The sequence below is a fragment of the Streptomyces sp. CA-179760 genome (assembly GCF_050937045.1).
GTDB lineage: Bacteria > Actinomycetota > Actinomycetes > Streptomycetales > Streptomycetaceae > Streptomyces.
Genome location: NZ_JBNJLZ010000001.1, coordinates 2,034,940 through 2,048,844, shown reverse-complemented (window position 1 = coordinate 2,048,844; position 13,905 = coordinate 2,034,940). Strand labels below are relative to the sequence as shown.

The window sequence follows — 13,905 nt, the reverse complement described above, 5'->3', positions numbered from 1 at the left end:
ACGCTCTCCCGATGACCACGGACAGTTCGAGCACGAGCACGTCCGCCGCAGGCGGCGGCATCAGTACGTTCAAGGGGCAGGAGCGCGCCCTGCGCGCCGACCGCCTCGGCACCGGGGGACTGCTGCTCTCCGTCCTCGCGGCGACGGCCCCGCTCATGGTGGTCGCGGGTGTCATGCCCACCACATTCGCGGTGATGGGCATCGTCGGCCAGCCGCTGCTCTTCGTCGTCCTCGGCGTCGTGCTGGTCCTGTTCAGCGTGGGCTACGCCGAGATGAGCCGCCACGTCCACAACGCGGGCGCCTTCTACGCGTACATCTCCCGCGGCCTCGGCGGCACCGCCGGCGCAGGCGCTGCCCTGGTCGCCCTCGTCGCCTACAACGCGCTCCAGATCGGCATCTACGGCATCTTCGGCTTCGAGGTCTCCGGCCTCCTCGCCACCTACGCCGACGTGGAGATCGCCTGGTGGATACCGGCCCTGGTGGCCGCCCTCGCCGTCGGACTGCTCGGCTGGCTCAAGATCGACGTCAACGCGCGGGTGCTCGGCGTGCTGCTGGTCATCGAGGTGCTGCTCGTCGTGATCTTCGACATCGCCGCCCTCGCCGACCCCGGCAAGGAGGGCCTGTCGCTGCACGCCTTCAACCCCGACACACTCACCGGCGCGGGCGTCGGCACCGCGCTGTGCTTCTGCATCGCCGCGTTCCTCGGCTTCGAGCAGGCCCCCGTCTACGCCGAGGAGACCAGCCGCCCGCACGTCCTGGTGCCGCGCGTGATGTTCTTCGCCGTCGGCGGGGTCGCCGTCTTCTTCGCGCTGAGCAGCTGGGCCCTCACCGTCGCCACCGGCCCCTCGGCGATCGTCGGCACGTCCCAGAAGCAGAGCGCGGGACTGCTGTTCTTCCTCACCGAGTCCCGCCTCGGCGGCACCTTCACCGACGTCCTGCACGTCCTGTTCGTCACCGGCATGTTCGCCGCCCTGCTCAGCTTCCACAACGTCGTCGCCCGGTACGCCTTCGCCATGGGCCGCGAGGGCCTGCTGCCCGCCGCCTTCGGCCGCACCAGCGGCACCAGCGGCGCCCCCGGCACCGGCTCGCTGCTGCAGACCGTCACGGCCGTGGTGGTCGTGGCCGCCTTCGCGATCGCCGACGACAAGCCGGTCGGCGACCCGACCGCGCCCGTCCTGCAGCTGTTCACCTGGCTCGGCAACATCGGCGCCCTCGGCGTGATCGTGCTGATGGCGGCGGCATCCCTGTCGGTCGTCGTCTTCTTCGTCCGCCGCGGCGCCGCCGGCGCCCAGGCCTGGCGGCTGGCCACCGCCACGCTGTCGGGCCTCGCTCTCCTCGTGATCGCCGGCTACACCGTGAAGGACTTCGAGGTGCTGGTCGGCGCCGGCCCGGACTCCTCGCTGAGCTGGGTCCTGCCCGGCGTCATCGGCCTCGCTCTCGTCGCCGGCCTGGTCCTGGGCCTGGTGCTGCGCGCCCGCGCTCCCGAGAAGCACGCCCGTATCGGCCTCGGCAACGAGGCGTTCCAGCTGGACAAGGCGGCGTCGTCCTGACGCAGCCGACGTAAGAAGTGGTTACGGAAGTCTGACGAGCACCCGCGATCCCTGTCCTGCCGGGGCCGCGGGTGCTCGAATGAGAACGTGAACGCGGACGCGAAGAGGGACGACGAGGATGTGAATGGAGGCGTGCCCGAGGACGTACAGGACGGCGTGAACGACGGACACCCCGAGGAGCGGGGCACCCCGATCGGCCGCCGCGTCTTCCTCGGCACCCTCGGCCTGGGGGCCCTCGGCGTCGTCGCCGCGCCCAAGCTGCAGCGTGGCCTGGAGGGCTTCCTCGGCGGCGCCGCCGACAACGATCCCACCGGCCTGACCGGACTGCTCCCGAACGGCGGCGGATTCCGCTACTACTCGGTCGCCTCGTCCGTCCCGCGCAAGAACGACGACACCTACCGCCTCAAGATCGACGGCCTGGTCGACCGCCCCGCCACCTACACCCTGGACGCGTTGAAGGCCCTCCCGCAGACCCGCATGGTCCGCGACGTCCAGTGCGTCACCGGCTGGCGGGTCCCGGACACACCGTTCGAAGGCGTACGCCTCTCCCGGCTCCTCGACGCGGCCGGCGTACGCCCCACCGCGAAGGCGATCCGCTTCACCTGCTTCGACGGCACCTACAGCGAGAGCCTCACCCTCACCCAGGCCCGACGCGCGGACGTCTTGGTCGCCCTGCGCATGCAGGACAAGGACCTCGGCCACTCCCACGGCGGCCCGGTCCGCCTCTATGTGGCGCCCATGTACTTCTACAAGTCCGCCAAGTGGCTCTCCGGCATCACCCTCACCGACGACGTCGAGCCGGGCTACTGGGAGGAGCGCGGCTACGACGTCGACGCCTGGGTGGGCCGCTCGAACGGACGCGACGATGCACCCACGAGCTGACACCGCGGCCGAGGTCAGCCGCTTCACCCAGGCCGAGCGCTGGATCCACCGCACGACAGCCGCCCTGATGGGCCTCTGCGTCCTGACGGCGGCCTGCCTCTACGTCCCCCAGCTCGCCGAACTCGTCGGCCGCCGTGCCCTGGTCGTCACCCTGCACCAGTGGTCAGGCCTGGCCCTGCCCCTCCCGGTCCTGGCAGGCCTCGCCTCCCGGGCCTTCCGCGCCGACCTCGGCCGGCTCAACCGCTTCGGCCCGCACGACCGCACCTGGCTGCGCGCCGCCCTGCACCGCGACAAACGGCACGCCTCCCGGCCGGCCGCCAAGTTCAACGCCGGCCAGAAGGTCTACGCGGCCTGGATCGCCGGAGCCACCCTCGTCATGCTCGCCACCGGCCTGATGATGTGGTTCACCCACCTCACCCCCCTGCTCTGGCGCACCAGCGCGACCTTCGTCCACGACTGGCTCGCCCTCACCATAGGAATCGTCCTGGCCGGCCACATCGGCATGGCTGTGGCGGACCCGGAATCCCGCAGAGGCATGCGCACGGGCAAGGTGAGCAGAGACTGGGCGGACCGGCAGCATTCACTATGGCGCCGGTAGCTCGCTGCCTTCAGGGGGCGCGGGGAACTGCGCGAACAACCACAACGCACCCGCAGCCCCCGCCAACATCAACCCCTACGGCGCGACGTCAAAATCCAACAGCACCTTGCAGGACCGACTCCGATCAGCGGCCAGCGCAAACGCAGACTCCGCCTCCCCCACAGGAACCACCGCACTCACGAGACCGTCGAACGAAGACTCCACCGCCAGCAATTCCAGCGCCTCATCGAACTCCGTGTCGAACCGGAACGCCCCGCGCAGCTCGATCTCCCGGCTCACCACAAGGTTCCCCGCGAACGGACTCTGCCCCGGCGGCAACATCCCCAACTGCACGACAACCCCACCCCGCCGCACCCGCCGCAGACACGCGTCGAGCCCCGCGGCCACCCCGGACGCCTCGATCGCCACATCGACCTCATCGGGCCACCCGGCGTCATCCGGGTCATCGGCCCGGACAACCGTCTCCGCACCGGCGACCCGGGCATACTCAAGCGCCTCGGGCAGCAGATCCGTCACAGTGACCCGCGCCGCCCCCGCCGCCTTCGCCGCCGCGACCACCAGACACCCGATCGGCCCGGCCCCGGTCACCAGAACATTCCGCCCGGCCACGTCCCCGGCCCGCCGCACCGCGTGCAGCGCGACGGACAGCGGCTCGGCGAGCGCGGCCCGGCGCAGCTCCAGACCGTCCGGCAGCGCCCGCAACTGCTCACTCGGCACGACCACCTGCGCCGCGAACCCGCCCTGCACATGCGGGAAACGCGCCGCACTGCCCAGATAGCTGGTGTCCCGGCACACGTTCCGCCGCCCGGCCGAGCACTCCGGGCACACCCCGCACGGGGTCGCCGGGTGCACGGCCACGGCCGTACCCGGAACCGGACCCGAGGCACCGGCCCCGTACTCAAGGACCGTCCCGACGACCTCGTGCCCGAGCACCATCGGTTCCCTGAGCCGGAAGTCCCCGACGCCGCCGTGGCGCCAGTAGTGCAGATCGGACCCGCACACCCCGCCGTACCGGACGGCGACCAGCGCCTGCCCCGGCCCGGGCTCCGGATCCGGCAACTGCGCGACCCGGAGGTCGTCCTGACCGTGAATCACACAACCCAGCATCGAAACCTCCTGAATCGTCACAGCAATGGTCACAGCGACGGCCACAGCAATGGCCACAGCGATGTCACAGCACGCTCGTCATGCCGCCGTCCACGTACAGCACCTGCCCGCTGATGAAGTCGGCGGCCGGGGAGGCGAGGAACAGCACCCCGCCCACCAGGTCCTGCGTACGGCCCCAGCGCCCGGCCGGGGTACGCCGCCGCACCCAGGCGCTGAACTCCTCGTCGTCGACGAGGGGCTTGGTCAGCTCGGTTTCGATGTAGCCCGGGCCGAGCCCGTTGACCTGCACTCCGCTCGGGCCCCAGTCGGCGCACATGCCCTTGGTGAGCATCTTCAGGGCGCCCTTGGTGGCGGCGTACGGCGCGATCCCGGGCCGCACGACCTCGCTCTGCAGCGAGCAGATGTTGATGATCTTGCCGTGGCCGCGTTCCGTCATCCGGCGAGCGGCCTCACGGCCGGTCAGGAAGGCACTGGTCAGGTTGGTGTCCAGGATCCGGTGCCAGTCGGAGTCGGTGAACTCCAGCAGCGGGGCGCGCAGTTGCATGCCCGCGTTGTTGACGAGGATGTCGAGCGGGCCCACCCGCTCCTCGACCTCGGCGATCCCGTCCGCCACGGAGGATCCGTCGGTCACGTCGAACGCGGCCGTGTGCACCTTGTCGCCGGGCAGCCCGGCGGCGGCCTCGGCGAGGCGGTCCTTGTCGCGTCCGTTCAGGACGACCGTGCAGCCGGCTTCCGCCAGGCCACGGGCGAGGGCGAGTCCGATGCCCCGGCTGGAGCCGGTCACCAGGGCGGTGCGGCCGCCGATGTCGAACAGGGGGTGAGCGGTCATGGCCGTACCTCTCCTAGAGCACCAAGGACAACAGCAGGACGATGCCGCCGGCGACCACCGAGATGATCGTCTCCATGACGGACCAGGTCTTGATGTTCTGGCCGACACTCAGCCCGAAGTACTCCTTCACCATCCAGAACCCGGCATCGTTCACATGGCTGAAGAAGAGCGAACCGGCGCCGATGGCCAGGACGAGGAGGGCCGCGTGCGTCGTCGACATGTCGGCCGCGAGCGGGGCGACCAGACCGGCCGCCGAGACCGTCGCCACCGTCGCCGAACCGGTCGCCAGCCGGATCGCCACCGCGATCAGCCAGGCCAGCAGCAGAGCCGGGATCGACCAGTCCTCGGAGACCTCCAGGACCATCCGGCCCACGCCGGTGTCGATCAGCGTCTGCTTGAAGCCGCCGCCCGCGCCGACGATCAGCAGGATGCCCGCGATCGGCATGAGGCTCTTCTCGACGAGCGGCGAGACGCGCTCCTTGGAGAACCCGGCGGGCCGCAGCAGCGTGAAGATGCCGACCAGCACCGAGGCGAGCAGCGCGATCATCGGGGCGCCGATGACGTCGAAGACGCGCTGGACCGGGTTCTCGACATCGTCGATGACGATGTCGACGAGCGCCTTGGCGAGCATGAGGATCACCGGCAGCAGGACCGTGAACAGCGTGGCGCCGAAGCCGGGACGCTTCTCCAGGTCCTCGGAGGCGCGCTGCGGAATCATGTTTTCGGGGGCGGGCACGTCCACCCAGCGGGCCGCGTACTTCGAGAACACCGGACCGGCGATGATCACCGTGGGAACGGCGACCAGGACACCGAGCGCCAGCGTCACGCCGAGGTCGGCCCCGACCGCGTCGATCGCGACCAGCGGACCGGGGTGCGGCGGCACCAGGCCGTGCATCACGGACAGGCCCGCTAGCGCCGGGATGCCGATGCGCATCAGCGAGTAGTTGCCGCGCTTGGCGACCATCAGCACCACCGGGATCAGCAGCACGATGCCGACCTCGAAGAAGAGCGGCAGCCCGATCACGGAGGCGATCAGCACCATCGCCCAGGGCATCGAGCGCCCGCCGGCCTTCTCCAGGATGGTGTCGACGATCTGGTCGGCGCCTCCGGAGTCCGCGAGCATCTTGCCGAGGATCGCGCCGAGGGCGATCAGCACGCCCACGCCGGCGACCGTGGTGCCGAGGCCGGCGCTGAAACTGAGGAGGACCTTGTCCAGCGGTGCCCCGGCGATCGCGCCGAGCGCCAGCGACCCGATGGTCAGCGCCAGGAACGCGTGCAGCTTGAACTTGGTGATGAGCAGGACGATGACGGCGATGCCCGCCAGAACGGCGATGCCCAGCTGAGCGTGTCCGGCCGTGGTGATCGGCTCGGGTGCGTCCGCTGCCAGCATCTCGACGCTGAGTCTGGTCACGGGGGGTGTCCTTGGGTTAGGGGACTCGTAAGAAGGGAGGGAGGGGCTACAGGACGGGCTCGGGGAGATCCTCGAGGGCGCTCGCCGCCCGTTCGGTGATCTCCTCCGGGCTGCCCAGGACGTCCACGCGGACCCCCGCCTCGTCACCCTCCAGCGGCTGGAGCGTGGCGAACTGGGAGTCGAGCAGCGCCGTGGGCATGAAGTGCCCCTGCCGGTGCGACATCCGGTCCTCGATCAGCGCGCGGTCGCCCGCGAGGTGCACGAAGACCACGCCGGGTGCGGCGTACCGCAACCGGTCGCGGTACGACCGCTTCAGTGCCGAGCAGCTGACCACCCCGCCGAGCCCGGCCCGCCCGTGCGCCCACGCGCCGATGGCGTCCAGCCAGGGCCACCGGTCCTCGTCGGTGAGCGGCGTACCGGCCGACATCTTGGCGATGTTGGCCTGCGGGTGGAAGTCGTCGCCCTCGGCGTAGGGAACGCCGAGCCGGGCCGCGAGCAGGGGACCGATGGTGGTCTTGCCGGTGCCCGCGACGCCCATGACCACGACGACGTGGGGGGTGTTCATCGCTGCCTCACTGTCTGCTGTCTTCGTCGACACGTGATGTCGACGCAACTGAAACCCATTAGGTACGACTAATTCAAGAGGCCGTGGCAAATAAGTCTGACTTTTTATCTCCGTGATCTACCCCGTACGCTGAGTGCATGAGCACACCGGGTCGAGGGCTGCACGGCCATGTACTGGACACCCTCGGCCCCGAGATCACGGCGGGCGAGTACCCGCCGGGCAGTGTGCTGCGCACGGACGAGCTGGCCCAGCGTTTCGATGTCTCGCGCTCCGTGATGCGCGAGGCGGTCCGCGTCCTGGAGTCCATGCACCTCGTCGAGTCCCGCCGCCGCGTCGGCGTGACGGTCCTCCCCAAGTCCGAGTGGAACGTCTACGACCCCGAGGTCATCCGCTGGCGCCTGGCCGGCGCCGACCGCCCCCGGCAACTGCGGTCCCTCACGGTGCTGCGCTCGGCGGTCGAACCGGTCGCTGCGGGTCTCGCCGCCCGGCACGCCACCGCCGAGCAGTGCGCCGAACTCACCGAGTGCGCCCTCGGCATGGTCGCCAACTCACGCGGTCACAAGCTGGAGGAGTACCTCGTCCACGACGTCGCCTTCCACCGCGCCGTCCTGGCCGCCTCCGGCAACGAGATGTTCGCCCGCCTCGGCGACGTCGTCGCCGAGGTCCTGGCCGGCCGCACCCACCACGACGTGATGTTCGAGGACCCCGACCCGGCCGCCGTCACCCTGCACGTCCAGGTCGCCGAGGCGGTCCGCGCGGGCGACGCGGTCCGCGCGGAGGAACTGACCCGCGAGATCACGGTCGGCGCCCTCCAGGAACTCGACATCCTGGCGCCCTAGCGCTCAGCAGGTCTCAGTCGAGGATGTCTCCGTCGACGTAGACCCAGGCCCCGTCGACCCGCTCGAAGCGACTCCGCTCGTGCAGCGATCCGCCCCGGTACGAGGCCCGGAACGTCACGGTCCCGGTGGTGTGGAACGCGGACCCGTCACTCGTGTCCAGGATCTCCAGGCCCGTCCACCGCATCCCGGGATCGAGGTCCAGCCGCCCGGGCCGCGTCCGCGGATGCCAGGTCCGCAGCAGATACCCGGCGTCCCCCTTCACGAAGGCGCTGTACCGCGACCGCATCAGGGCCTCGGCGGTCGGCGCGGCGGCGGTGCCGGAGTGGTGGCGCCCGCAGCACGCCTGGTAGGAATCGGGCAGTCCGCACGGGCAGGAACGGGTCGTCATGCCAGTCATTCTCCTGGTCCGGGCAGCGGCGGCAGCGTCGTCCCGTACAGCCACGCGTCGAACAGCTCGTCCAGCGGCTCGTCCGTGAACCGCCCCACGTGCGCGGTGAAGGTCGCCGTCGTCACCGCCCCGCCCCGGTGCTGCCCCGCCCACCCGCGCAGCATGCGGAAGAACGCGTCGTCGCCCAGGGCGCACCGCACCGCGTGCAGGACGAGCCCGCCCCGCTGGTAGAGACGGTCGTCGAACATCGACTTGCGCCCCGGATCGGCCAGCCGGAGGTCCTGAGGCAGCGAGAACAGCAACCGGTGCGCACTGGCGGCCAGTTGCTGGGCGCTGCGGCCTCCCGAGCGCTCCGACCACAGCCACTCGGCGTACTTCGCGAACCCCTCGTTCAGCCAGATCTGCCGCCAGTCGGCGATGGACACGCTGTTGCCGAACCACTGGTGCGCCAGCTCGTGCGCGACCAGCCGCTCCGAACCCCGCTCCCCGTCCACATGGTTGGATCCGAACAGCGACAACCCCTGCGCCTCGACGGGGACGTCGAGCTCCTCCTCGGTCACGACGACCGCGTACTCGTCGAACGGGTACGGCCCGAACAGCTCCTGGAACAGCTCCATCATCGCGGGCTGCCGTGCGAAGTCCCGGGCGAACAGGGGCAGCAGGTGCGCCGGGATGTGCCCGTGCTGCGGAACCCCGCCCGGGCCCGGGTCACCCAGCAGCACGGTCTGGTACTTCCCGATCGACAGCCCCACCAGATAGCTGGACGTCGGCGCCGCCTGCTCGTACACCCAGGTGGTCGTCGAAGCCTTCGTCGTGCGGGTGAGCAGGCGACCGCCGGCCACCACCGCGTAGGCCGACGGCGTCGTGACCGAGATGTGGTACGAGGCCTTGTCGGCGGGCCGGTCGTTGCACGGGTACCACGACGGTGCCCCGACCGGCTGGCTCGCCACCAGCGCCCCGTCCTCCAGTTCCTCCCAGCCGAGGCCGCCCCAGGGACTGTTCACCGGCCGGGGGTTCCCCGACCACTGCACCTCGACGGTGAAGGCCGCACCGGCGCGCACCGGCTTCGCGGGGCGCACGCGCAGCTTGCCGCCCCGGTGCGTGTAGTGCGGCGTACGGCCGTCGACCTTCACCCGGCCCACCCGGAAGTCCGCGAGGTTCAACTGGAACTCGGTGAGCTGGCCGCGCCCCGCTATGGCGTTGATCCGCGCGGTTCCCGACAACCGGTTCGGCGCGGGGCGGTAGTCCAGCGTGAGCTCGTACCGGTGCACCCGGTACCGGAGGTCACCGTTGCCCGGGAAATACGGGTCCTGACCCACTGACTGCTGAACCGCCACTGTTGCGTCTGCTCCCTGCACTGCGCTCGTACGATGTCCGCCGCTCGTCGGCCCCCGGCCCCGCGGGTTGTGCCTAGCGACGCCATGCCTCGATCGGGTTGCCCAGCCAGCGCGTGTCGTCGGGCACGGACTCCGCGGCCATCACCAGGGACGCCGGACCCAGCGTGGCGCGGGCCCCGACGGCGCTGCCGGGCAGGATGATTCCGCCCGGGCCCAGAGTGGCGCCCTCACGGAGGACCACAGTATCCGTCCGCAAGATCCGGTCGTGGAAGAGGTGCGTCTGGAGCACACAGCCCCGGTTCACGGTCGCCGCGTCCCCGAGCGTCACCAGATCCGTCTCCGGCAGCCAGTAACTCTCGACCCACACCCCCCTGCCGATGTGCGCGCCGAGTCCGCGCAGCCACGCCGACAGCAGCGGCGTCCCCGGCACCGCACCGGCCAGCCACGGCACGGCCAGCACCTCGACGAAGGTGTCCGCCAGCTCGTTGCGCCACACGAAGGAGCTCCACAAGGGGTGCTCGGCCCGGCGATGCCGCCCCACGAGCAGCCACTTCGCCACGATCGACACGAGCCCCGCCGCACAGCCCGCCCCGAGCAGCACAAGACCGGACAGCAGGGGAGCCCACACCCCGAGCGCGCACAGCGCCGCCGCCGTCCCCACCGCCAGCGCCGCCGAGCAGAACACCGGCACGATCCGGCAGAGCTCCACAAGACCGCGCGCCCACAGCAGCCGCGCGGGCGGCTCGTACGTCCGGCTCTGCTCGCCGTCGGAGACGGCCCGCGGCAGCTTCACCGGCGGCAGCCCCAGATACGAGCTGCCCTTCTTGGCCTTCTTCGGCGTCGCCGACAGCACACCCACCAGACCGCCGTCGGGCACGCTCCGCCCCGGCCCGGTCATCCCCGAGTTGCCTAGGAAGGCACGCCGGCCGATCTCCGCCCGCCCGACCCGCAGCCAGCCGCCGCCGAGCTCGTACGGCGCGGTCAGGGTGTCGTCCGCCAGGAACGCGCCCTCACCGACCGTGGTCAGACTGGGCAGGGCCAGCACGGTGGACACCTCGGCCCGCCGCCCGATCCGCATCCCGAGCAGCCGCAGCCACACCGGGGTGACCAGCCCCGCGTACAGCGGGAACAGCGTGTCCCGCGACCGGTCCATCAGCTGCGTCACGGTCCAGGCCTGCCAGCCCACCCGGCTGTGCGTGGCGTGCGTGCCCTCCCGCAGCCCGAGGCTCAGCAGCCGTACGGCGATCACGATCAGCATCGCGTACGCCAGCCCGAACGCGAGCGTCGCCGGCACCAGCGCGAGGGCGGCACCCCGCAGGGCCGTGCCGAGCCCGGCGTCCGGAGCGACGAACAGCCACGCGACCAGCAGCGCCGCAGTCGCCGAGAGCACGGGCAGCGCGGTCAGCCCGAAACCCGTCACGCCGTACATCACCCGCCAGAACGCGCCCCGCCCGGGCCGGTCCTTCGGCCAGTTGCGCTTGGCCCGGCCCAGCTTGACCGCGGGCGCGCCGGCCCATCGCTGCCCGGTGGGAACCTGTCCGGAGACCGCCGACCCCGGCGCCACCTCGGATCGCTTGCCCACCCGCGCGCCCGGGAAGAGCAGGCTGCGCGTGCCGACGACGGCGTGCGCGCCCACCTTCACCGGCCCGACCTCCAGCCGGTCACCGTCCAGCCAGTACCCGGACAGATCCACCTCGGACTCGACGGCAGCGCCCCGGCCCAGCTTGAGCATGCCGGTGACCGGCGGCAGCGAGTGCAGGTCCACGTCCTGCCCGACCTTGGCGCCCAGCGCCCGCGCGTACCGTTCCAGCCAGGAGCCGGTCAGTGAGGTCGCCCCGCTGAACTCGGCCAGCCGCTCGGCCGTCCACAGCCGCAGATGGACGCTCCCGCCGCGCGGGTACCGGCCCGGCCGCACACCCCGCAGCAGCAGCCGGGCCCCGCCCGCGGCGAGCGCCAGGCGCCCGGGCGGGCTGAAGAGCAGCACGGCACCGGCCGCGACGAGCCACCAGGGCGCGGTCGGCAGCCAGGCGTAGGCGGGCAGCACGTTCCCGAGCGCGGCGAGCAGCACGGTCCAGCGCAGCCCGAGCAGCGTGAACAGCGGAACCAGCAGCACAAGCTGGACGAGTTGGGCACGCCTCGGCACCGGTGCCACGACCCGCTCGGCGTTGTCGTCCTGTACCGACTCCTCCAGATGCCGGGCCAGCTTCCGCAGGACGGGCCGCTGGTAGATGTCCAGGACGGCGGCGCTCGGATAACGCGTACGCAGTCTCGTCGTCAGCTGGGCGGCGGCCAGACTGCCCCCGCCGATCGCGAAGAAGTCGTCCGAGGCCGACGTCACCGGAATGCCCAGGACGTCCGTCCACTGCTCGGCGAGCCAGGCCTCGGTGCCGTACAGCGCCTCGGCCGGGCCGCCCGTCTCCAGCTCCTCCAGCGGCCAGGGCAGCGCGTTCCGGTCCACCTTGCCCGACGTACGGGTCGGCAGCTCCTCGACCGGCGCGAGCAACGGCACCAGAGCGGCGGGCAGCTCGGCGCGCAGCCGCTCCACGGCGGCCGAGTGGTCCCAGCCGTCCTGGACGACGACGTAGCCCACGAGCAGCTGGTTGCCGCTGCGGGCCGCCCGCACCGCGGCGGCGGCCCCGGCCACCCCGGGCAGCGCCTGAAGTGCCGCGTCCACCTCACCGAGCTCGATACGGCGCCCGCCGAGCTTGATCTGCTCATCGGCCCGTCCGAGGAAGACCAGCCCCTCCGGTTCGGCCCGCACCAGGTCACCGCTGCGGTACGCCCGCTCCCAGCCCAGCGACTCAAGCGGCGCGTACTTCTCCGCGTCCTTCCCGGCGTCGAGATACCGCGCGAGCCCGACCCCGCCGATCACCAGCTGACCGCTGCCGCCCATCGGCACGGGCTCCCCGGCCTCGTCCACGACGGCCAGCTCCCAGCCGTCCAGCGGCAGCCCGATCCGGATCGGCTCCTCGCCGCTCATCAGCGACGCGCACGCCACGACGGTCGCCTCGGTCGGCCCGTAGGTGTTCCACACCTCGCGCCCCTCGGTCACCAGGCGCTGCGCCAGCTCGGGCGGGCACGCCTCGCCGCCGAAGATCAGCAGGCGTACGTCGTTGAGTGTCTCGGGCTCCCACAGCGCCGCCAGTGTCGGCACGGTGGACACGACGGTGATCTCCTGCTCGACCAGCCACGGCCCGAGATCGGCACCGCTCCTGACCTGCGAACGCGGCACCGGAACCAGACAGGCCCCGTGCCGCCACGCCAGCCACATCTCCTCACAGGACGCGTCGAACGCGACGGACAGCCCCGCCATGACCCGGTCACCGGGCCCGATCGGCTCGTCGGCCAGGAACAGCGCGGCCTCCGCGTCCACGAAGGCGGCGGCGCTGCGGTGGCTCACGGCCACGCCCTTGGGCTTCCCGGTGGAGCCGGAGGTGAAGATGATCCACGCGTCGTGCCCGGCACCGGGCCGGTCGGCGGAATGCCCGGCGGCATCGCCGACGGTCAGCTCGTGACCGGCCCCGATGACCGCCCGCACCCCGGCCTCGCCGAAGACCAGCGCGGCCCGCTCGTCGGGGTCCTCGGCGTCCACGGGCACGTACGCGGCACCGGCGGCCAGCACGGCGAGGATCGCCACGTACAGGTCGTTGGTGCCCGACGGGACCCGCACCCCGACGCGGTCCCCGAGCCCGACCTTCGCGGCGGACAGCTTCCGCCGCAGGTGCTCCACCTCGACGGCCAGCGCGCGGTAGCTGAGCAGCCGGTGGCCGTCGTCCAGCGCGGGCTCGTCGGGATAGGACCGTACGGACGCCTCGAGGATGTCGACCAGGGTGCGGGGCGAGGCCGCGGGACCGGCGGAGAAGCGGCCCACGTCGCGGAGTCCAGTGCTCCACTCCCGGTCCAGCAGCGTGAGGTCGGGGCTTTCGTGCAGGGCGGCCATCGGATCCTCGCGTCTCCAACCCGGACGGTCCGGGGCGCCGTCGGACCCGCAGGTCTGCCTGGGGATGTTCCGATCCGGCGCGAACAAGCCCAATACTCTAGTGGTCGGGTTACTTCGTCCTGTCATGTCCGCCACCCGGAGGCAAACGCGAGACGCCGCTTCGGCGCTTCGCCGCCCCCTCCCACCTGGGCTTCTTCCGGCAGGGCGAGATGTCGCCCACATTCCTCGCATCCCCGGGGAAAACGACGAAAAGCCCCTCGGCGAGAGGGGCTTTTCGATCTGTGTCCGAGGGGGGACTTGAACCCCCACGCCCGATAAAGGGCACTAGCACCTCAAGCTAGCGCGTCTGCCATTCCGCCACCCGGACAAGGTGTCTGTCGCGTGGGTTTTCCCCGCGGCGACGACGTAAACATTACCAGGCTTTCAGGGGTGGCCGATCACCCCCCGCCCGCGCCCGGC

General features: G+C 71.5%; 11 protein-coding genes and 1 tRNA gene. 4 read left to right on the top strand and 8 right to left on the bottom strand.

The features are described from left to right. The first annotated feature begins 11 nt into the window (after nucleotides 1–11). The 3 genes from ACQEV8_RS09095 (at nucleotide 12) to ACQEV8_RS09085 (ending at nucleotide 3,030) form a co-directional block, all read left to right on the top strand. Nucleotides 12–1,550, top strand: a complete 1,539-nt coding sequence (locus ACQEV8_RS09095; RefSeq protein ID WP_432958853.1) for an APC family permease — start codon at nucleotides 12–14, stop codon at nucleotides 1,548–1,550. A gap of 156 nt (nucleotides 1,551–1,706) precedes the next feature. Beyond that, nucleotides 1,707–2,432: a molybdopterin-dependent oxidoreductase gene (locus ACQEV8_RS09090; protein WP_432972558.1), complete on the top strand. Its 726-nt coding sequence runs from the start codon at nucleotides 1,707–1,709 to the stop codon at nucleotides 2,430–2,432. Further along, nucleotides 2,416–3,030: a cytochrome b/b6 domain-containing protein gene (locus ACQEV8_RS09085; protein WP_432958851.1), complete on the top strand. Its 615-nt coding sequence runs from the start codon at nucleotides 2,416–2,418 to the stop codon at nucleotides 3,028–3,030. The genes ACQEV8_RS09090 and ACQEV8_RS09085 overlap by 17 nt, the downstream gene beginning before the upstream one ends. Before the next feature lie 75 nt (nucleotides 3,031–3,105). Here the strand turns inward: ACQEV8_RS09085 and ACQEV8_RS09080 are convergent, their stop codons facing one another. The 4 genes from ACQEV8_RS09080 to ACQEV8_RS09065 all read right to left on the bottom strand — a co-directional run bounded on the left by ACQEV8_RS09080 (nucleotide 3,106) and on the right by ACQEV8_RS09065 (nucleotide 6,942). Further along, the gene (locus ACQEV8_RS09080; RefSeq protein ID WP_432972555.1) at nucleotides 3,106–4,137 is read right to left on the bottom strand and encodes an L-idonate 5-dehydrogenase; all 1,032 of its coding nucleotides are present in this window, start codon (nucleotides 4,135–4,137) and stop codon (nucleotides 3,106–3,108) included. Nucleotides 4,138–4,201: 64 nt separating this feature from the next. After that, nucleotides 4,202–4,966, bottom strand: a complete 765-nt coding sequence (locus ACQEV8_RS09075) for an SDR family oxidoreductase (protein ID WP_193480350.1) — start codon at nucleotides 4,964–4,966, stop codon at nucleotides 4,202–4,204. 13 nt (nucleotides 4,967–4,979) lie between these two features. Beyond that, nucleotides 4,980–6,377 (bottom strand): gluconate:H+ symporter, encoded by a 1,398-nt coding sequence (locus tag ACQEV8_RS09070; protein WP_432958849.1) that lies wholly within the window; start codon nucleotides 6,375–6,377, stop codon nucleotides 4,980–4,982. A 46-nt stretch (nucleotides 6,378–6,423) separates the two neighbouring features. Beyond that, nucleotides 6,424–6,942 (bottom strand): gluconokinase, encoded by a 519-nt coding sequence (locus ACQEV8_RS09065; protein WP_432958847.1) that lies wholly within the window; start codon nucleotides 6,940–6,942, stop codon nucleotides 6,424–6,426. Between the two features lie 137 nt (nucleotides 6,943–7,079). Here ACQEV8_RS09065 and ACQEV8_RS09060 point away from each other — a divergent pair, with 137 nt between their 5' ends. After that, a complete protein-coding gene (locus ACQEV8_RS09060; protein WP_432958846.1) occupies nucleotides 7,080–7,781 on the top strand; it encodes a FadR/GntR family transcriptional regulator in 702 nt (233 codons plus the stop codon). A gap of 13 nt (nucleotides 7,782–7,794) precedes the next feature. Here ACQEV8_RS09060 and ACQEV8_RS09055 read toward each other — a convergent pair whose 3' ends face one another. From ACQEV8_RS09055 to ACQEV8_RS09040, 4 genes are all read right to left on the bottom strand, one after another. Further along, nucleotides 7,795–8,169, bottom strand: coding sequence for a YchJ family protein (locus ACQEV8_RS09055; RefSeq protein ID WP_432958845.1), 375 nt, complete (start codon nucleotides 8,167–8,169; stop codon nucleotides 7,795–7,797). Between the two features lie 5 nt (nucleotides 8,170–8,174). Next, nucleotides 8,175–9,506, bottom strand: a complete 1,332-nt coding sequence (locus tag ACQEV8_RS09050; RefSeq protein ID WP_432958843.1) for a M1 family metallopeptidase — start codon at nucleotides 9,504–9,506, stop codon at nucleotides 8,175–8,177. Nucleotides 9,507–9,579: 73 nt separating this feature from the next. Continuing rightward, nucleotides 9,580–13,446, bottom strand: coding sequence for a Pls/PosA family non-ribosomal peptide synthetase (locus tag ACQEV8_RS09045; RefSeq protein ID WP_432958841.1), 3,867 nt, complete (start codon nucleotides 13,444–13,446; stop codon nucleotides 9,580–9,582). Between the two features lie 282 nt (nucleotides 13,447–13,728). After that, a tRNA-Leu gene (locus ACQEV8_RS09040) sits at nucleotides 13,729–13,813 on the bottom strand. Nucleotides 13,814–13,905: the final 92 nt, after the last annotated feature.